Genomic DNA, 17,478 nt, shown 5'->3' with positions numbered 1-17,478 from the left:
AATGTTTTTTACGGTTTGAAACAGAACGATCCGGGGGTGATGCCGACGCGTATCGTGTCGACGGCCGCGCCCCGCGCCGTGAAGCGGTAGACCACGCCGTGCTGGACGTAGTCGATGGCGTCGGCCACGTAGACCTCCGAGGTCAGCGGATCGACCGCCACTTCGTAATAGGTGGTCTGCGTATAGGGCAGGAACGGCGTGACGGGCAGCTCCTCGGCATCGACCCGCATGCGCCAGACGTCGCGGTTGATGAAGTAGAGCGTGTCGCGCGTGCCGTTGAGGGTGACCGACGAGGGATGGTCGCCCGCGGCGAACGTATAGGTCTGCTCGACGCGGCGCGTGGCGGCGTCGATGCGGTAGAGCGCCGCAGGAATGCCTGCGGTGCGTCCGTCGGTGACGGTCCAGAGTTTGCCGAAGCGGTCGAGGACCAGCGACGAGGGCTGCGGTCCGACCTCGATCGAGTCCACCAGCGTTTCGCGTGCGGCGTCCACGACCAGAATCTTGTCGTCGTACGACCAGCAGTTTACGAACACTTCGTCGCCCCACTGCACCATCTGTTCGGTCGATTTGTGGCCGTTCATCGGAATCCGGCCGCGGATGCGGTTGCTGCGGGAATCCACGACCGTGATGCGCGGATCGTAAAGGTCGGTGATATAGGCCGTCGTGTCGTTGGGGAAGTGGATGTAACGCGGCGAGACGACCCCTTCGATCACTCCCGTGACGCGGAAAGTCGCCGGGTCGATGACATAGACCGCGCCCGAATTGTTCACCACGACGTATCCGCGTCCTTTGTGGAGGGTCATCGACTGGGCGACGTCGCCCAGTTTCATGCCGTTCGCGCGGATGAAGATTTCGTTTTCGACGCTCCGTGCCGCCGGATCGTAGAACGACAGCGAAGCGTTGTCCCAGCCGAAGTTGCCCTCGCACGTGATGAACACGCCGCGCTGCGACTGCGCGAACGGCTCTTCATGCAGCGGTCCGTAGTCCATGCAGGCGCAGCAGAATCCTGCGCCGGCGCATAAAACCGCCATATGTCGTAAAACGCGTTTCATCGGCTTTCAAATGACTGCGGCTGGTACGGGCTGACGTGTCGGATGCCGGTGTCGGCGACGGTCTGCTGCGCCCCATTCTCCGCAGGGTGCATATTGGTTGAACGGCATGCGGCAGGTCTTCTGACTCGTTACCGTTCCGGCGCCTTCCCGTCCCGGAGGACAGTGGCCAAAGAGTGCCGGAACATGTTGCGTAACTTACAGCAGCGGGAACTGTTGCCGGATTTCACGGCATTCCCTTTTAATCCCCGCGCCCTTCCGGGGCGTTTCGGGAACCGATGCGACGCAAAAGTAATCTTTTTTCGAGACATGCCCCAAAGATTCGGACGAAAATATTAACTTTGTTGAGTAAATTGCGGCTCTGCGGACTCCGGCGAGGGTGATCGGCGGAGCTGTTGTGAAAAAAGATTAACTTTGCCCGAAAATCGGATGTTATGACGGTTGAGATACGACGGATAACCCAAGTCTCGGATGCGCTCGAAGAGGCGTTCGCGCGGCTGATGCCGCAGCTTTCGCCGCGGCTGGGCGCGCCCTCCCGCGAGGTGTTGCGGCGTGTGGCCGGAAGCGAAACCGGGGAGTTGCTGGCTGCCGTGGCCGGGGAACGCATCGTCGGGGTGCTGACGCTGGCGTGGTACGATGCGCCTTCGGGGCGCAAGGCGTGGATCGAGGACGTCGTGGTGGACGGCGCGGCACGCGGCTGCGGCGCGGGCGATGCGCTGGTGCGCGCCGCCGTGGAGCATGCGGCCCGCATCGGCGCCGGGAAGGTGATGCTGACGTCGAACCCGGCGCGCGAAGCCGCTAGGGCGCTTTATCGCAAAGTCGGATTCGAAGAGGTGGAAACCACGGTTTTCGCCTTTAAAACAGATAAGTGATGAAAAAATTCGTGAAGATTGCGGCCATCGTGGTGGCCGTCGTGCTGGTGATCGCTCTGGTGGCGCCGATGGTGCTGCGGGGCAAGATCGCCGAGATTGTGAAGCGTGAGGCCAATGCGATGCTCGATGCGCGGCTCGATTTCGAGAAGCTGGACATCAGCCTGTTGCGCCATTTTCCCCGTGCTTCGCTCGACCTGAAGGGACTGACGCTGGTGGGCGAGGAGCCTTTCGCGGGCGATACGATCGTCGCCGCGCAGCGGATTTCGGTGGTCGTGAACGTGATGTCGCTTTTCGGCGACGAGGGGTTCGAGGTGACGAAGATCATTCTTTCGGAGCCTGCGCTTCATGCGCACAAACTTGCCGACGGCAGGGTGAACTGGGACGTTGTGAAGGCTTCGGAAGAGGCTCAGGGCGAAGAGGAGACCCCCGCCGATGCGGAACCTTCGTCGTTCCGCCTTTCGGTCCGCGACTTCAGGATCAGCGACGCGGCGATCCGTTACGAGGACGATTCGACGGGCATGCGCTTCTCGACCGCACCTTTGTCACTTCGCCTGCGGGGCGACATGTCGGCCGACCAGACCGACCTCGACCTGCGGCTGACGGCCAAGGGCATGCGGCTGGTTTCGGGCGGTATTCCGATGCTCAGCGGCGCCGAAGCGGAGCTGGATGCGGTGATTGCGGCCGATCTGGCGAACAGCCGCTTTACCTTCTCGCAGAACAAACTGCGCCTGAACGCCATCGAGGTAGGTCTCGACGGCTGGGTGGAGCTGAAAGACGACGCCGTGGCCATGGACGTCACGGCCGGCTGCGACAAGGTGCAGTTCAAGGACGTGCTTTCGCTCGTTCCGGCCTTCTACACCCGCGACTTCCGTAATCTTGCGGCCGGCGGCGAACTTTCGATGGCGCTCTGGGCGCGCGGCGAAATGCGCGGTGCGGCGCTTCCGGCGTTCGAGCTCAGGACGGAGGTGCGCAACGGCAGTTTCCAGTACTCGTCGCTGCCCAAGGCGGTGGACGGCATCAACATCGACGTCCGGATCGCCAATCCCGGCGGCGTGGCGGATAAGACTGAAATCGACCTTTCGAAATTCACGCTCCGGATGGCCGGGAATTCGCTTTCGGCGTCGGCCTATGCGACCAATCTGGTCAGCGACCCGACGTTCCGTGCCGCGGTGGACGGCCGTGTCGATCTGGGGGCCGTCAAAGAGGTGTATCCGCTCGAAAAGGGGATGGAACTGAGCGGCCTGATTACCGCCGACGTGAAGGTTTCGGGCCGTATGTCCGACATCGAAAAGAGCCGCTACGAGCGGATCGGCGCGTCGGGAACGTTCGTCGTCGAGCGGCTGGGCCTGACCATGCCCGAACTGCCTGCGGTCCATATCCGCCGTGCCGCAGCGACCATTACGCCCGCGGCCATGACGCTCGGCGAACTCGGCCTTACGATAGGCCGGAGCGATCTGGCGGCCAACGGCCAGCTTTCGGGCTACATCGGCTACCTGCTGCGGGGCGACATGCTTTCGGGACGTCTCTATGTGAAGTCCGACCTGCTGGACCTGAACGAAATGATGAACGTCATGCCCGATTCCGCACCGGAAGAGACCCCGGAGACGTCGTCGGCCGGGACTTCCGCCGAACCGGTGCAGGCCCTCGAAGTGCCGCGCAACCTGAACCTCTCGCTCAATACCGAACTGCAGAAGGTGCTTTTCCAGAAAATGACCGTATCCGGCATATCGGGCGAGATGCGCGTGGCCGGCGGCGCCCTTTCGCTCGAACGGCTGCGCATGCAGCTCTTCGGCGGTTCGGCGACCGCTTCGGGCAGCTATTCGACGGCGGCCGATCCGCAGCGTCCGGCGCTGAAGCTGTCGCTGGGGCTTTCGGGCGCTTCGTTCTCCAAGACGTTCGACGAACTGGAGATGGTGCAGAAACTCGTGCCGCTGTTCGCCAAAACGGGCGGCGATTATTCGTTGTCGCTCGACATGACGACCGCGCTCGATCCGAAGATGGAACCCGACCTGCAGTCGCTCAGCGCCACGGGCGAAATCAAGTCGGCGAACATCCATATCCAGAACCTCGAAGCGTTCGATGCGCTGGCCAAGGCGCTCGACAACGACAAGTTGCGGAAAATCGAAGCCAAGGATGTCGCCGTCCGTTTCTCGATCAGGGACGGCCGGGTTACGACCCAGCCCTTCGACCTGAAGATGGGCGACATAAAGATCAACATGTCCGGTTCGACGGGACTCGACCAGACCATCGACTATACGGCCAAGGTGGCCCTGCCTGCGGGTTCTGCGGGCGGGATCTTGGAGTCGGTCAATGTCGGCATAGGCGGTACGTTCACCTCGCCCAAGATTACGCTCGGCGTGAAGGAAGCGGCCGAGCAGGCCGTGAAGAACGTCATTGACCAGCAGATTCAGAAGCTTACGGGCAGCGAATCGCTCGGCGAGGAGATTCAGAAGCAGGCCGACAACCTGCGCAAGGAGGCCAAACGTGCCGGCGACAAGCTGGTCGAAGCCGCCGAAGCACAGCGCACGAAACTTGTGGACGGCGCCAAGGAGAAGGGTGCTTTGGCGAAGCTGGCGGCCGAGAAAGCGGGCGACAAGCTGGTCGAAGAGGCCAAGAAACAGGCCGGCAAACTCAGCGCCGAAGCTGAAAAACAGATCGAAAAACTCACGGCGAAGCAGGAGTAGGCAATGCTTGTTCTTTTCGCCGTCATTCTCGGAGGAATCGTCACGGGGCGCCTGCTGCAAAGCCGGCGCCTCGCGTTCGTCTCCCGGCTGATCGCCGTCATCATCTGGGCGTTGTTGTTCCTGCTCGGACTGGAAGTCGGTTCCGATCCCGCCGTCGTGGGCGGCATGGCGACGCTGGGGCGTACCGCCTTCGTGATCTTCGTCTTCTCGGTCGCGGGAAGCATCGGGGCTTCATGGCTGTTGTGGCGGCGTATCCGGGGCCGCAGTGCTTTCGGGACGGAGGGCGCCGGGGCAAATCCGGCATCTGCAGGCTCTGTTTCGGGCCGGGAACTTGGGACCGGAGGCGGGGGCTGCGGTGCGAATTGCTCTTCCGGGACTGTTGCGGATATATCTTCCGAAACGCTCCCGAATCCGGCGGTGCGTGGCGTGTCATGCTCGCCCGAATCTTCGGATTCAGCGGTGTGTCGTGTGTCAGGCTCTGCTGAACCTTCGGATTCAGCGGTGGGTCGCGTGTCATGCTCGCCCGAACCTTCGGAGCCGGCATTGTTTTGCGCGCCGTGTTCTCCCCAATCTTCTTCGGCGGCGTGCGAGCCGACGCCCGCGCCTGCTTCTCCGGCCTCCGAGCCGGAAAAACCGCTGTCGATGTGGGGAGCTCTGAAAGGGAGTCTGGTGATCGTCGCCTTCTTCGTCGCCGGATGCGTTGCGGGACTTTTCGCTCTTGTGCCGTTCGATGTCGCCGGGGCGCGTGTCAGCACGTATGTTCTCTATGCGCTGATGTTTTGTGTCGGCGTGACGCTGGGCCATGATGAAACCCTTGCGGGACGTGTCCGGCGGCTCGATCCGCGGCTGGCGCTGCTGCCCGTGATGACTGCCGTCGGAACGCTGGCGGGCGCGGCTCTCGCGACGCCGCTTCTGCCGCCGCTGGCCGTGACCGATACGCTGGCCGTCGGTTCGGGTTTCGGCTATTATTCGCTGTCGAGCATCTTTATCGCCGATTTCCGGGGCGCGGAGCTGGGAACCGTCGCTCTGCTATGCAATGTCATGCGCGAGATCTTCACGCTGCTGGCCGCTCCGCTGGTCGCCCGTTGGTGCGGACCGCTGGCGGCCGTCTCGATCGGCGGTGCGACCACCTTCGACACCACGCTCCCCGTCATCACGCAGGCGGCCGGAAAACCCTATGCCGTGGTTTCGATTTTCCACGGCTGCACGCTCGATTTCAGCGTTCCGTTTCTGGTGACGTTTTTCTGTACGCTGTAATTGTTGGCCGCAATAAAAATCCCCGCCGGAGCAGGGAGATAAGGTCGAATCCGGTCCGAGTCCGGACGTGCAGGGAATCGGACTGCGGGGCTGCTGCCGAGTCCGGGAGTCCGTGCGTGCGGTAATTCCGGTTTCGGCCGGGGACCTCTTGTCTTTGCGGGCCTCTTGTTTCCTGCGGGCGCTTTATTTCCGGATATAGGTCTGCAACGCCGCGACGTATTCGGCGAAGGCGTCGCGTCCCGTGTCGGTGATGCGGCAGACGGTGCAGGGCATCCTGCCCCGGAAGGTCTTTTCGATTTCGATGTAATTCGCTTTCGCCAGCTTGTCCAGCTGTACCGAAAGGTTGCCCGCCGTGGCTCCGGTCTGCTGCCGGATAAAGACGAAATCGGCGCTTTCGACCCCGATGAGGATCGACATCACGGCCAGACGCAGTTCGGAATGCAGCAGGGGGTTGAGTTCTTTAAACACGGTTCCGGCGTTCGTTGTAGCGCAGCACGATTCCCGTTCCGAAGAAGAGGATGACGGCTGCCGCAAGGGTGAGTATGAATTGGGAGACGGTCTCTCCTGCTGCTGCGACCCGGAAGATCCATGCGGCGAGAAATGCCCCCGAAATGCTGATGAAGAGCAGTCCGGCCAGCGATCCGCTCTGGTTCGACCGGTTGGTTTCGCTGCGGCGGAACAGTTCGCCCGTGACGCCTGCCGCAATGGCTGCGCCCATGGTCAGCAGTCCCATGACGGGCAGCTGCAGTCCGTCGCCCGTGGCGACATATCCCGCAGTGTAGAGACATACGCCGAGCGCATAGGCCCAGACGTTCATCAGTGTCCGGTCGTTGGCCGTGACCGTGCGGTGACTTCTGTAATGGAAATAGAGGGCGGCCAGCCCGGCGACCGTTCCGGCGAGGACCAGCAGCAGCGTCAAATCCCGGCCCGTCGTCCGCCGGACGACGTAATCCGCCGTTGTGACGGCCAGCGCCAGCGCTCCTGCGCCGAAGAAAAGCGTGCTCCGCACGAAACTCAGTTTGCGTCGCTGCGCTTCGAGCGAGCGGGCGATCAGCTCCATCGCCTCTTTTTCGGACATTTTCCGTTCTTCCATACGGCTATTGTTTCGGATGATTCGACTTGTAGTTGAGGATATGCCCCGGCACGATCATCATTGCGGCGAATCCGGCGATAAAGAGCGCCGGCACCCAATAACCGGTCGCGGCGAGCGATACGGGGGCGAGGACGATCGCCGCGGCCCCGCCGACGGCGGCCGGGATGAAGCGGATGACAAGCCCCGTGATGGCTGTTCCCATGCCCATCATCAGCAGGATGACGAAGAGGATCGGGACCGGCATGTCGCCGAATACCGAGAGCAGGCTGACGAACCATGCCGTGAGACCCATTACCAGCCACACCTGACCGATTACGCGGTCGATGAAGGTGTAGACCCTGCCGCCGTCCGCCTTGGGCATCGTCAGCAGACTCAGCGCGGTTCCGAACACGGGCAGCAGCAGCCATAAGTAGTACCAGTTCCGACCCGGAAAGAGTGCGTAGGCGGCCCATACGGCGAGTGTCGTGACGACGGTCGCATAGCCCCATATCAGGAACGGCCGCCCGGCGTTGCGGACCATGCGGCTGCGGGTGTTGTCGATCATGCGGCCGACGAGTGCGATGTTTTCGGCGGCGTTCAGCGGCCTGTCCGCCGCTGTGTTGTCCGCCGCTGCGCTGCCCGTTGCCGCGCCATCTGCCGCAGTGCTGTCCGTTGCCGCGCCGCCCTCCGCAGTGCCGTTTTCGGTCGCTGCGCCGTCTTCCTCCGCAGTGTTGTCTTTCGTCGCCTTGCCGGGCCGCGGTCCGGCCGCTTGTTTCACGTCGCTGCGGGAGTGTCTGTACCGGTAATTGAGGATATGTCCCGGAATAATCGTCATCAGGACGAAGGCTGCCAGAAACAGTCCGGCGTGCCAGTTCCCGGTGACGACGAGCGAGACCGACGCCAGCACGATTCCGGCAATGCCGCCCGCCACGCCGGGCTTGAAGCCGATGATCAGGTTGTTGATGGTCGTGCCCAGACCGATCATCAGCAATACGGTGAATGCGACCGGAAACCGGACGACGAAACAGATCGCCAGCGTGCTTATCAGCAGGGTGGCGGGGCCTATTACGCTCCAGATGAGGTCGAGTACGCGGTCCACGTAGGTGTGCACCGAGCCTTCGGCCGCCTTGGGGCGCGTGAAGTACATCAGCGCGCTGCCCAAGAGGGGCAGCATGAACCAAAGGTAGTTCCAGCGTACGTCGCCGGTGCAGGACACTGCGGCCCATACGGCGATCAATGTCGCGGCGGTCGCATAGCCCCACGCCAGAAACGGCCGTCCGGCGTTGCGGACCATGCGGCTGCGGGTATTTTCGATCATCCGCCCGATGAGCGCCAAACTCTCGGCGGCGTCCAGCTTTCTGTCTTCCATGTCTGTCGGATTTCGGGGTTAAAGTTACGAATTTATTCCGGGTGTTCCTCGCTTTTTACCGGATGTCTGCGCGTCTTCTGCGGCGTTTCAGCCGTACGCGGGACGGCGGTCTATTCCGCGGCAGGGTAGCGGAGGCGTATCGTCACGGTGTTCCGCTCTGCGGGCAGGGTGCACTTTTTCGCGGCATAGCCTTCGGCCGGGCCGCGTTCGCCCGTCTTCATTTTATAGTCGCCGTCCTCGTCGTGGAAGAGCGAAACCTCGGCCGCATCGGCGTCGATGCCTTCGAGCGTTACCACGACTTCGCCCCTCTTGGCGGGCGACATGCCGTAAACGGGCTGTTTCTGTCCGGCGACTTTCGCCATCACCAGAATACTGCCTTTGTCGCTGCGGATGTCCGTTACGGTGATTTCAAGGGTTTTGGCCGCGGCGGCAACGGATGCCAGCGCAAAAACGACGGTCAGGACGAGTTTCCATGCTTTCATGGTTGCGGAGGTTTTAGCGGTAATTGTTTTCGTCGTCGCAGTCGGTGAGATACCAGACCAGCGACAGCACCAGATTCAGCCCCCATCCTGCTGCGACCCATGCCACCCACCAGTAATGGGGCGAGGTCTGCCAGTTGACGAAGGCGAGGAATGCGCAGACTACGAGGTAGGTGGTGATGCGGCGGGCGAACCAGCGGCCGAAAAGGCGGCGTTTGTCCGGGGAGGTGTTCGTGAGTTCCATGCTGTTCGGTTTTTAAGATTCTTTTTTCGTGTCGTAAATATATTACGAATATAAAGTAGTTTATATAATAAACCAAATTTTCCGGCGGGATTTTTATGGAAAAAACAGATACCTATATTAATTGCGGGGAAATTTTCCGCTTCCCACTGTTTTTCATCCGCCGAAAAATCGTATTTTTGCAAAAATTCGATACTGATCCGTTATGAAAAGAATCCTCCTGCTTTTTATCGCCCTTGCGGCCGCATGGGGCGCCGCGGCTAAAATCCGGCTGCCCGAAATCATCGGCAACGACATGGTGCTTCAACAGAATGCCGAGGTCCGGTTGTGGGGCTGGGCCGAGCCGCATGCCGCGGTGAAAGTCGAGACCTCGTGGGGCGCCGGAGCCGCTGTGAAAAGCGACGCCGACGGTCGCTGGGCCGTATCGGTCCGGACGCCGGCCGGAAGTTACGAGCCGCAGCGGATTACCTTCGCCAGCGGCGACCGCGTGACGTTCGACCGCGTGCTGATCGGCGAAGTGTGGTTCGCCGGAGGGCAGAGCAATATGGAGATGCCGCTCGGCGGTTTCTGGCAGTGTCCGGTTACGGATGCGAACGAGATCATCGCCCGCGCGGGCGCCAAAAGCGGGAAACTCCATTATGTGAAGATTCCGCATGCCGCCGCCTATACGCCGCAGGACCGGACGGCCGGAAGCTGGACCCCCTGCACGACCGCTACTGCGGCGAAATTCACCGCTGCGGGTTACTTCTTCGCCGAAATGCTCAACGACGTGCTCGGCGTTCCGGTCGGCATCATCGACTGCTCGTGGGGCGGAAGCCGCGTCGAAAGCTGGATGAGCCGCGAAGTGCTGAGCGGTTATTCGGACATCGACCTGACCGAAGAGGGAATCTCCCGCGTCGCGCAGCACCTGCGTCCGATGGTCATGTATAATGCCATGCTCCGTCCCGTGGCGGGCTATACCGTCCGTGGATTCCTCTGGTATCAGGGCGAATCGAACGTCGGACGCTACATGGATTACGCTGCGCGGCTGGCCGATATGGTCTCGTTGTGGCGCGGATTGTGGGGGCGGGACGACCTGCCGTTCTATTACGTCGAGATCGCTCCCTTCGAGTACGGCAACGGGAAGTCGCCCTACCTGCGCGAAGCGCAGTGCCGGGCGCAGGAGTTGATTCCCAACAGCGGCATGATCTGCACCAACGATCTGGTGGAGCCTTATGAGTTTTGCAATGTCCACCCGAAGAACAAGCGGGACGTGGGGTACCGGCTGGCTTTCATGGCGCTGAACAAGACCTACGGGATGAAGGAGATCGCCTGCCAAAGCCCGCAGTACGAGTCGATGGAGATCCGCGACGGCAAGGCCCATGTCAGGTTCAAGTATATGGATCAGGGTTTCAACCGGATGGCCGACATCCGCGGATTCGAGATCTGCGGCGCCGACAAGGTATTTTATCCGGCCGATGCGGTCGTCGAAAACCAGTTCGCTCTGGTCGTTTCGTCGGAGAAAGTGCCGGAACCCGTGGCCGTGCGCTACTGCTTCCGCGATTTCCAGCCGGGCAATCTGGCCGATACCCGCGAACTGCCGGTCGTTCCTTTCCGTACGGACGATTTCTGAGTTTGCTGACCGTCGGAATTGCAGGACCCGGCCCTGAAAAATGAAATTCACCCCTGCCGCACTTCGCTGCGCAGGGGTGAAATCGTCTGAGACCGCTTGTCCGGCCGGTTCCTGCGTTATTTGGCGGGTACTTCCTTCAGCACCACGTCCGCCCATTCGGGATGGCGGTAGATGTATTGTGCGACGAAGGGGCACTGGGGGATCATCGGCAGTTTCTTGGCGCGGAGATCCTCCAATACGGCGCGCGTCAGCTCCGAGCCGATGCCCTGTCCTTCGTATTTTTCGGGAACCTCGGTGTGCGTCAGGACGATGAATCCCTGCGCCTTGATGTATTCGATCATGGCGAGATCCCCGTCGAGGTCGAATTCGTATCGCTTTTCCGCAGCGTTGTCGATCAGTTCGTGTTTCTTTTCCATAATCCTGAGTTTTAGATGTCGGCTTGGTTTCTTCAAATATAGAGCCTAAACGGGAAAATTGCTATTTTTGCAGACAGAATATGGACAACATTTCCGATATATTGCTGGACTGGTACGCCCGACACGGCCGCGATCTGCCTTGGAGACGCACCCGCGATCCTTACCGCATCTGGCTTTCCGAAGTTATCCTCCAGCAGACCCGCGTCGCACAGGGCATGGACTATTACCTGCGCTTCACGGAGCGCTTTCCCGACGTCGGGTCGCTGGCCGCCGCTCCGGAGGACGAGGTGCTCAAGTTGTGGCAGGGACTCGGCTATTACAGCCGTGCGCGCAACCTGCACGCCGCGGCGCGGCAGGTCGCGGCGCGGTTCGGAGGCGTGTTTCCCCGGTCTTACGACGAGGTCCGCTCGCTGCGGGGCGTCGGCGACTATACCGCCGCGGCCGTCTGCTCGGCCGCTTACGACGCTCCCTGCGCCGTGCTCGACGGCAATGTTTTCCGGGTGCTGGCGCGGCTTTTCGATATCGACCTTCCGATCGACTCCACGGCCGGAAAGCGCACGTTCGCCGAACTGGCGCAGATGCGGCTCGACAAGCGCTGTCCGGGGCGTTACAATCAGGCCGTCATGGATTTCGGGGCGCTGCAATGCACTCCGGCGCAGCCCGGATGCGCCGACTGTCCGCTTGCGTCGCGCTGTCTGGCTCTGGCTGCAGGAACGGTTGCGGAGCGTCCCGTCAAGCAGTCGAAAACCAAGGTGCGTGACCGTTGGTTCAACTACCTGCACGTTACATGCGGCGACCGGACCTTGTTGCGGCGGCGCGGGGAAGGCGACATCTGGCAGGGGCTGTACGAGTTTCCGATGATCGAGACGGACCGTGCGGCGGATTTTTCGGAACTAACCGATTCGGAAGAGTTCCGAACGTTGTTGGACGGCGTCGAATGGCGTCTGCTGCGGAGCGTCGCAATGCCGAAACACCAGCTCTCGCACCAGACGCTGCATGCCGTGTTCCACCGCATCGAGATCTCTTTCCCGGTGGATTTCCCCTCCGTGCCGACCGCCACGCTGGGCGACTATGCCGTGCCGCGGCTGATCGACCGCTATCTGGACCGGCAGCCGTGAAAAATCCCTGCCGCGGCAGGGATTCGTCTTGTGTGCAAACGCCGCCGGGAGACGGCACGTTTTGCCCGTGTATCTGTCCGTCAGCGTATCAGATACCAGATATAGGCGACGTATATCATCAGGAAGATCGCGCCCTCCCAGCGGTCGATCTGCTTCCTGCGGAAGGTGAACGCCGTCAGCAGCAACAGCAGGGAGCTTAGCACCACCATCAGAATGTCGGTCGTCGTGATGCCGCCCATCGTCAGCGGGCGGATCGTCGCGCTCACGCCGAGGATCAGCAGTATATTGGCGATATTGGACCCGATGACGTTGCCCAGCGCCATTTCGGACTTGCCTTTGAGCAGCGATACGACCGACGAGGCCAGTTCGGGCAGCGATGTGCCGCCCGCGACGAGCGTAATGGCGATGACCGATTCGCTGATGCCCAGCCTGCGGGCGATCTCCGTGGCACTTTTCAGGAACATGTCGCCGCCGAAAATCAGCCCGGCGAGTCCTCCGGCGATCATGACGACCGCCAGCCAGAGGGCCGCCGGCTTTTTGGCGCCGGCATCGGCGGGCACCGCTTCGGGCCGTTTCGTGGTGCGGATCGTGAACCACATCAGCGCAATGTAGAGCGCCACCATGACGATGCCGTCGATGCGGCCGATTCTGTCCGCCGCCCCCGCACATATCAGGCGGTCCGAAGTGACGGCCAGCAGAACCAGCGACGCGGCCATGCCGAAGGGAATGTCGCGCCGGATGTTGCTCCGGGTGAGGGGCAGCGGCCGGATCAGGGCGCAGACGCCGAGGATCAGAAAGACGTTGAAGAGGTTCGAGCCGACGACGTTTCCGATCGCCACGTCGCTGTTGCCCGCCGCGGCCGAGAGTACCGAGACGACCAGTTCGGGCGTCGAGGTGCCTACGGCGACGATCGTCAGGCCGATGATGAATTCCGGAACCCGGAAGCGTTGCGCGACGGCGGCCGAGCCGTCCGTCAGGAAATTTGCGCCGGCGAGAATCAGTCCCAGTCCGACGATCAGCAGCAGAATGTCCATAATCTATGCAAGCAGAATCAGGCTAACGGCCATGAGCGCCATGCCGGCCACCACGCCGTAAATCGAAATGTGAGCTTCGCCGTATTCGCGGGCTGCGGGCAGCAGTTCGTCGATCGAGATGAAGACCATGATGCCCGCGACTCCGGCCAGTATGCAGCCCATCAGCGTCGGCGACATGAAGGGCATCAGCACCAGATAGGCCAGCAGTGCGCCGACCGGCTCGGCGAGTCCCGACAGCAGCGAGAGTTTGAACGCCTTTTTGCGGTCGCCCGTGGCGTAGAAGATCGGAATCGAGACCGCAATGCCTTCGGGAATGTTGTGGATGGCGATCGCCACGGCGATTGCCACGCCCAGCGCCATGTTGTCCACGGCCGACGTGAAGGTGGCGATACCTTCCGGGAAGTTGTGGATGCCGATGGCCAGCGCCGTCATCATGCCCATGCGCATCAGTTTGGGGTTGCGGGGCTGTTTGTCCATCTCCTCGACCATGTGGGCCTCGTGGGGATTCTCGAACGAGGGAACCAGCCGGTCGATGACGCCGATGAGCAGGATGCCCGCGAAGAAGCTGACCACGGTGACGATTATCCCCGTATGCGCGCCCCACTCCTCCGAAAGAGTTATCTGCGCCTGCTGGAACAACTCGACGAACGAGACGTAGATCATCACGCCGCCCGACAGTCCGAGCGAGAACGACAGCAGCCGCTTGTTGGTGCGGCGGGCGAAAAAGGCGATCGCGCTGCCGATGCCGGTGGCCAGACCTGCTCCGAGCGTCAGCAGCAGCGGGATGAGGATATTGTGCTCCATATTGATATGCGGTTTGTCGTTGACTTCGCAAATATAGTGCTTTTCCGGCGAAAGAGACGGAAAAACCGAATCCATTTGGATTCGGTTTTTCTGATGCCGGCATAATTGCAGCCTGTTTTATTTGTGCGCGGCTGTTCCGGTCTGTTTGCCCGTGCGCGGCTGTTCCGGCCCCTTTGTCGGTGCAGGTCGTTCCGGCTTGCCGGTCCGTGTGCGGTTGTTCCCGTTCTTTGGGACGAGCGCGGCTGTTTTCGTGCTTTGGTTCGTGTACGCCTGTTCCCGTCCTTTGGTCTAGACGGGGTTTTCGCTTCGTTGGTCCGAACATGGCTTTCCCGCTCCGTTCTGCCGGATATGCCCCCGGTGCGGAGGCGGGCCTGCCTATTTGCCGTGCGCCTCGCGGATCAGCCGGCCCAGCACTTCGATGCTGTCTGCGGTGATGTGCGGCTGCGGATCGGCTTTGTCGGCTACGTCGAGCGTCGTTTCGCCTGAAAGCACCAGCACTCCCATCGCTTTGGCGTTGTGGGCCATCGCCACGTCGGTGTAGATGCGGTCGCCGACCATGGCGATCTGGTCGGGCTTGAGGCCGTGGCGCGAAAGGATGCCCGAAAGCATGTTGGGATCGGGCTTGCCGAGCGTGATGTCGGGACGCCGTCCCGTGGCATGCCCGATGCAGGCGCAGATCGAGCCGCAGTCCACCAGCACCGTCGGCTGGTCGGTGGGGCATACGCGGTCGGGATTGGTGGCGATGTAGGGTACGCCCTGCGACACCCACCATGCCGCGCGGCAGAGCCGGTCGTATTGCAGCGTCATGTCGAACGCCGCGACGATTACGTCGGGCACGTCGTCGGCCGAATCCGCCGCCGATTCGAACCCGGCAGCTTCGAACTCCGAGATCATGCTCGGCGTGCCGAGCAGGAAGAGCCGTTTGGCTGCGGGGTAGTGTTGTTTGATGTAGTCGATGGTCGCCAGCGCCGTCGTATACATCTCCTCGCGTGTGGCGCGGATGCCCAGCGTTTCGAGTTTGTGCAGGTAGTCGGCGATGGATTTGGAGGGGTTGTTGGTCAGGAACGAATAGCCGATTCCCAGCTCTTTCAGCCCTTCGAGGAAGGGTTTGGTGTAGGGGAAGAGCGACATGCCCATGTAGATCGTGCCGTCCATGTCGAGCGCCACGTGTTTGATGCCGCGCAGCCGCTCCATCAGTTCGTCGTGTGTGTAAACCGAGCGGAATTTGTCGAATGTTGCCATTATTTTCGTGTTAGATTGAGATGCTGGAACAGGTAGGGATAGTCGGTTTCGATCACGTCGCATCCCGTGGGGATTTCGAGTTCGTAACCTTTGATTTTCTCGGCGTCGGTCGCCCGCCGGTCGTGGGTCGGGGCGAGCGAAATCATGCACATCACGCCCTTCTCGTGCAGCTTGTCGTAAAGCTCCTGCTGGTCGGGGAGCATCATCGTGCCGACATAGGCCATCATCTGCGACCACGGAATGCGCTCTTCGGCGTATTCGCCGAACTCCTTCATGTTCTTGCACCAGCACGAGAACATCGCCTGCGGGTCGCGGTCCAAGTAGGTGCGGGCCTGCCGGGCGTTGCGCACGGTGTACATTACGTTGGCGGGCGCCAGCCGGTTGATGAAGTCCGACATCACCTCCAGCGGCACGTCCTTGATGTCGAGGTTGAGGATGGTCTTGCCCCGGCTCCAGACGATGCACTCTTCGAGCGTCGGAATCTTATAGGGCGTGACGTTGCCTTCGCGGTCCTTGAGGAAGAACTGCTGCAACTCTTCGAAGGTGTAGTCCGACACCTTGCCCGTGCCGGTGGTCGTGCGGTCGATCGTGGCGTCGTGCATCAGCACGATCACGCTGTCCTTGGTCAGGCGCGGGTCGATTTCGAAGAACGAAGGCATCATCGAGAGGGTCTTCTCGAAGGATTCGATGCAGTTTTCGGGATAGCCCGTCACCATGCCGCCGCGGTGGCCGCTGACGACGATCGGACGCTCCGGTGCGTACCGGAACCAGTCGTGCAGCTGGGCGCGGCTTTCGATGTCGGTGTAAAAAGGTCCTTCGGCCTTTTTGCCGCTTTCGGCGCATCCCCACAGCAGGGTGCCCAGCGTAAGGGCTGTCAGTAGTCTGAAAGTTTTCATGGATGGTTTTTATCGGTTGTTTTTCGTAATCTTGTGTTCTTTCAGCACATTGCCTGCCGTATCGACTACCCGGATGTCGATGCCCTTTTCGTCGGCCTTGACGACCGTTTTGTCGTTGTTGGAATTGATCAGGATCGGGAAATCGGCGCCGCGGCTCCGGTCGTCGATCCATTGGTAACGGTGGTAGTGGCCGCAGAGCATCAGGTCTATGCCGCTTCCGTCGAGTATCGGGAGAAACAGCCGTTCGATCTCCAGCTCGCCGTGCCAGCCGCGTCCCTTGTTGGGCGGCATGTGGATCAGGACGATGCGGTAGGGCGCCGACCGGAACTCTTCGCCGGCGACTACGCCCCTGAGCCACTGCGCCTGCTGTTCGCGGTAAGCGTCGGCGGTCGAAAGCCCGTAATAGCGGATGTCGCTGTCGGGTTTGTCCTCGCAGCCGTCGAGTACGACGAAGAAGACGGGACCGCGGCGGAACGTATAGTAACTTTCGCCGGTCGGCGTGGGGAAGTAGTCGAGCCAGTGCCGGGCGAACTTGCCGCGTCCGTCGTGGTTGCCGCGCATCACGACGAGCGGAATGCCCGCCGGGGTGAGCAGCTCCGACGCCGATGCGAGGAATCCTTCGAAAAGCGCCTTCTCCGATTCGATCGAATTCAGCAGGTCGCCGTTCAGACATACGAAGTCGGGCTTCTGTTTAGGGGCGTCCCCGATAAGCAGTCGGAAGACGGAATCGCGGCCGTGGATGTCGTTCACCATCCAGAATTTCAACTCGTTACGGTCCGCGCTGGGCGTGGTGACGGGATAGGGCGCGTGTTTGAGTATGTCGCTGCCGTAGCCCTCGCCCAATACGACCCGTTTGTTGCCTTCGTCGCTGAGCACGGCCTGCTGCATGATGCGGTAGCGGTAGGTTTTGCCCGGTTCGAGTCCGCCGACGCGCACCCGGTGCAGTTTGCCCAGACGCCGCCGTCCGAGGTGCGAGTCGTAGTATTTGGGGCGTTCGACGGCATAGAAGTGCGTTCCGTCATCGGGGGCCGTTTCGACCCACGCCGCCGCGTCCGTCGTTGTCGTCCAGATTACGGTGAATCCGTCCTCGGTCACGTTCTGGAGGTAGGGACCTCCGGCGATGCGTGCCGACGGTTGTGAAAATGCCGGACTTGCGGGTAATGATGCTAAAAAGCAAATTAATAGAAATAGCGTATTTTTCATATTGTTTCTTTCTGTTGTGCTTCTGATTTACAAAAATAGGTAAAATCCCTCAGGTTCCAAAACGAAACCGAATAGATTTTGCATTTATTTCGCTTTTATTGCCGGAGGGGTTGCCCGGCGGTGGGACAGG

The 17,478-nt window shown here is 61.3% G+C and carries 17 protein-coding genes and 1 riboswitch; of the genes, 5 read left to right on the top strand and 12 right to left on the bottom strand.

Annotation, left to right across the window (positions count from 1 at the left end):
* Window positions 1–8: 8 nt before the first annotated feature.
* Entirely contained in the window at window positions 9–1,031 is a 1,023-nt protein-coding gene (locus HMPREF9720_RS06515; protein ID WP_009597428.1) for a YncE family protein, read from the bottom strand.
* Between the two features lie 113 nt (window positions 1,032–1,144).
* Window positions 1,145–1,344, bottom strand: a riboswitch (cobalamin riboswitch).
* 139 nt (window positions 1,345–1,483) lie between these two features.
* On the opposite strand from HMPREF9720_RS06515, the gene HMPREF9720_RS06510 reads away from it, so the two are divergent.
* Genes HMPREF9720_RS06510 through HMPREF9720_RS15850 form a run of 3 tightly spaced genes read left to right on the top strand, consistent with a single transcriptional unit; the run spans window position 1,484 to window position 5,862 of the window.
* On the top strand, window positions 1,484–1,921 hold the full coding sequence (locus tag HMPREF9720_RS06510) for a GNAT family N-acetyltransferase (RefSeq protein ID WP_009597402.1): 438 nt from the start codon (window positions 1,484–1,486) through the stop codon (window positions 1,919–1,921).
* Window positions 1,921–4,605: an AsmA family protein gene (locus HMPREF9720_RS06505; protein WP_039940052.1), complete on the top strand. Its 2,685-nt coding sequence runs from the start codon at window positions 1,921–1,923 to the stop codon at window positions 4,603–4,605. Before HMPREF9720_RS06510 ends, HMPREF9720_RS06505 begins: the two co-directional genes overlap by 1 nt.
* Before the next feature lie 3 nt (window positions 4,606–4,608).
* A complete protein-coding gene (locus HMPREF9720_RS15850; protein WP_009597399.1) occupies window positions 4,609–5,862 on the top strand; it encodes a LysO family transporter in 1,254 nt (417 codons plus the stop codon).
* Between the two features lie 183 nt (window positions 5,863–6,045).
* Here HMPREF9720_RS15850 and HMPREF9720_RS06495 read toward each other — a convergent pair whose 3' ends face one another.
* From HMPREF9720_RS06495 to HMPREF9720_RS06470, 5 genes are all read right to left on the bottom strand, one after another.
* Complete coding sequence (locus tag HMPREF9720_RS06495) at window positions 6,046–6,330, bottom strand: winged helix-turn-helix domain-containing protein (RefSeq protein WP_009597407.1); 285 nt, start codon at window positions 6,328–6,330, stop codon at window positions 6,046–6,048.
* Entirely contained in the window at window positions 6,323–6,955 is a 633-nt protein-coding gene (locus HMPREF9720_RS06490) for a hypothetical protein (protein WP_009597429.1), read from the bottom strand. The genes HMPREF9720_RS06495 and HMPREF9720_RS06490 overlap by 8 nt, the downstream gene beginning before the upstream one ends.
* Before the next feature lie 4 nt (window positions 6,956–6,959).
* Window positions 6,960–8,303: a hypothetical protein gene (locus HMPREF9720_RS15845; RefSeq protein ID WP_009597388.1), complete on the bottom strand. Its 1,344-nt coding sequence runs from the start codon at window positions 8,301–8,303 to the stop codon at window positions 6,960–6,962.
* A 110-nt stretch (window positions 8,304–8,413) separates the two neighbouring features.
* Window positions 8,414–8,785, bottom strand: coding sequence for a DUF2141 domain-containing protein (locus HMPREF9720_RS06475; protein WP_009597342.1), 372 nt, complete (start codon window positions 8,783–8,785; stop codon window positions 8,414–8,416).
* A 13-nt stretch (window positions 8,786–8,798) separates the two neighbouring features.
* A complete protein-coding gene (locus HMPREF9720_RS06470; protein WP_009597423.1) occupies window positions 8,799–9,026 on the bottom strand; it encodes a 2TM domain-containing protein in 228 nt (75 codons plus the stop codon).
* A 202-nt stretch (window positions 9,027–9,228) separates the two neighbouring features.
* Between HMPREF9720_RS06470 and HMPREF9720_RS06465 the strand changes: the two genes are divergently transcribed.
* Complete coding sequence (locus tag HMPREF9720_RS06465; RefSeq protein WP_009597419.1) at window positions 9,229–10,635, top strand: sialate O-acetylesterase; 1,407 nt, start codon at window positions 9,229–9,231, stop codon at window positions 10,633–10,635.
* 116 nt (window positions 10,636–10,751) lie between these two features.
* Here the strand turns inward: HMPREF9720_RS06465 and HMPREF9720_RS06460 are convergent, their stop codons facing one another.
* Window positions 10,752–11,051, bottom strand: coding sequence for a GNAT family N-acetyltransferase (locus HMPREF9720_RS06460; RefSeq protein ID WP_009597372.1), 300 nt, complete (start codon window positions 11,049–11,051; stop codon window positions 10,752–10,754).
* A gap of 80 nt (window positions 11,052–11,131) precedes the next feature.
* Here HMPREF9720_RS06460 and mutY point away from each other — a divergent pair, with 80 nt between their 5' ends.
* On the top strand, window positions 11,132–12,169 hold the full coding sequence (gene mutY / locus HMPREF9720_RS06455; RefSeq protein WP_039940048.1) for an A/G-specific adenine glycosylase: 1,038 nt from the start codon (window positions 11,132–11,134) through the stop codon (window positions 12,167–12,169).
* Between the two features lie 80 nt (window positions 12,170–12,249).
* Here mutY and HMPREF9720_RS06450 read toward each other — a convergent pair whose 3' ends face one another.
* From HMPREF9720_RS06450 to HMPREF9720_RS06430, 5 genes are all read right to left on the bottom strand, one after another.
* Window positions 12,250–13,203, bottom strand: coding sequence for a calcium/sodium antiporter (locus HMPREF9720_RS06450; RefSeq protein ID WP_009597362.1), 954 nt, complete (start codon window positions 13,201–13,203; stop codon window positions 12,250–12,252).
* Between the two features lie 3 nt (window positions 13,204–13,206).
* Complete coding sequence (zupT, locus tag HMPREF9720_RS06445; protein WP_039940066.1) at window positions 13,207–14,007, bottom strand: zinc transporter ZupT; 801 nt, start codon at window positions 14,005–14,007, stop codon at window positions 13,207–13,209.
* A 375-nt stretch (window positions 14,008–14,382) separates the two neighbouring features.
* A complete protein-coding gene (locus tag HMPREF9720_RS06440) occupies window positions 14,383–15,249 on the bottom strand; it encodes an HAD-IIA family hydrolase (protein WP_009597409.1) in 867 nt (288 codons plus the stop codon).
* Entirely contained in the window at window positions 15,249–16,145 is an 897-nt protein-coding gene (locus tag HMPREF9720_RS06435; protein WP_009597367.1) for a glycerophosphodiester phosphodiesterase family protein, read from the bottom strand. Before HMPREF9720_RS06435 ends, HMPREF9720_RS06440 begins: the two co-directional genes overlap by 1 nt.
* Before the next feature lie 9 nt (window positions 16,146–16,154).
* On the bottom strand, window positions 16,155–17,348 hold the full coding sequence (locus tag HMPREF9720_RS06430) for an FN3 domain-containing metallophosphoesterase family protein (protein WP_009597361.1): 1,194 nt from the start codon (window positions 17,346–17,348) through the stop codon (window positions 16,155–16,157).
* Window positions 17,349–17,478 lie beyond the last annotated feature (130 nt).

It is taken from the genome of Alistipes sp. HGB5, from assembly GCF_000183485.2.
In the GTDB taxonomy this organism is placed as follows: domain Bacteria; phylum Bacteroidota; class Bacteroidia; order Bacteroidales; family Rikenellaceae; genus Alistipes; species Alistipes finegoldii.
This window is presented reverse-complemented; position numbering and strand designations above follow the sequence as displayed.

Bases quoted from the DNA above. Each gene is read 5' to 3' on its own strand.
- HMPREF9720_RS06515 (WP_009597428.1), bottom strand. From the start codon at position 1,031: ATGGCGGTTTTATGCGCCGGCGCAGGATTCTGCTGCGCCTGCATGGAC.
- HMPREF9720_RS06510 (WP_009597402.1), top strand. From the start codon at position 1,484: ATGACGGTTGAGATACGACGGATAACCCAAGTCTCGGATGCGCTCGAA.
- HMPREF9720_RS06505 (WP_039940052.1), top strand. From the start codon at position 1,921: ATGAAAAAATTCGTGAAGATTGCGGCCATCGTGGTGGCCGTCGTGCTG.
- HMPREF9720_RS15850 (WP_009597399.1), top strand. From the start codon at position 4,609: ATGCTTGTTCTTTTCGCCGTCATTCTCGGAGGAATCGTCACGGGGCGC.
- HMPREF9720_RS06490 (WP_009597429.1), bottom strand. From the start codon at position 6,955: ATGGAAGAACGGAAAATGTCCGAAAAAGAGGCGATGGAGCTGATCGCC.
- HMPREF9720_RS15845 (WP_009597388.1), bottom strand. From the start codon at position 8,303: ATGGAAGACAGAAAGCTGGACGCCGCCGAGAGTTTGGCGCTCATCGGG.
- HMPREF9720_RS06475 (WP_009597342.1), bottom strand. From the start codon at position 8,785: ATGAAAGCATGGAAACTCGTCCTGACCGTCGTTTTTGCGCTGGCATCC.
- HMPREF9720_RS06470 (WP_009597423.1), bottom strand. From the start codon at position 9,026: ATGGAACTCACGAACACCTCCCCGGACAAACGCCGCCTTTTCGGCCGC.
- HMPREF9720_RS06465 (WP_009597419.1), top strand. From the start codon at position 9,229: ATGAAAAGAATCCTCCTGCTTTTTATCGCCCTTGCGGCCGCATGGGGC.
- HMPREF9720_RS06460 (WP_009597372.1), bottom strand. From the start codon at position 11,051: ATGGAAAAGAAACACGAACTGATCGACAACGCTGCGGAAAAGCGATAC.
- mutY (WP_039940048.1), top strand. From the start codon at position 11,132: ATGGACAACATTTCCGATATATTGCTGGACTGGTACGCCCGACACGGC.
- HMPREF9720_RS06450 (WP_009597362.1), bottom strand. From the start codon at position 13,203: ATGGACATTCTGCTGCTGATCGTCGGACTGGGACTGATTCTCGCCGGC.
- zupT (WP_039940066.1), bottom strand. From the start codon at position 14,007: ATGGAGCACAATATCCTCATCCCGCTGCTGCTGACGCTCGGAGCAGGT.
- HMPREF9720_RS06440 (WP_009597409.1), bottom strand. From the start codon at position 15,249: ATGGCAACATTCGACAAATTCCGCTCGGTTTACACACACGACGAACTG.
- HMPREF9720_RS06435 (WP_009597367.1), bottom strand. From the start codon at position 16,145: ATGAAAACTTTCAGACTACTGACAGCCCTTACGCTGGGCACCCTGCTG.
- HMPREF9720_RS06430 (WP_009597361.1), bottom strand. From the start codon at position 17,348: ATGAAAAATACGCTATTTCTATTAATTTGCTTTTTAGCATCATTACCC.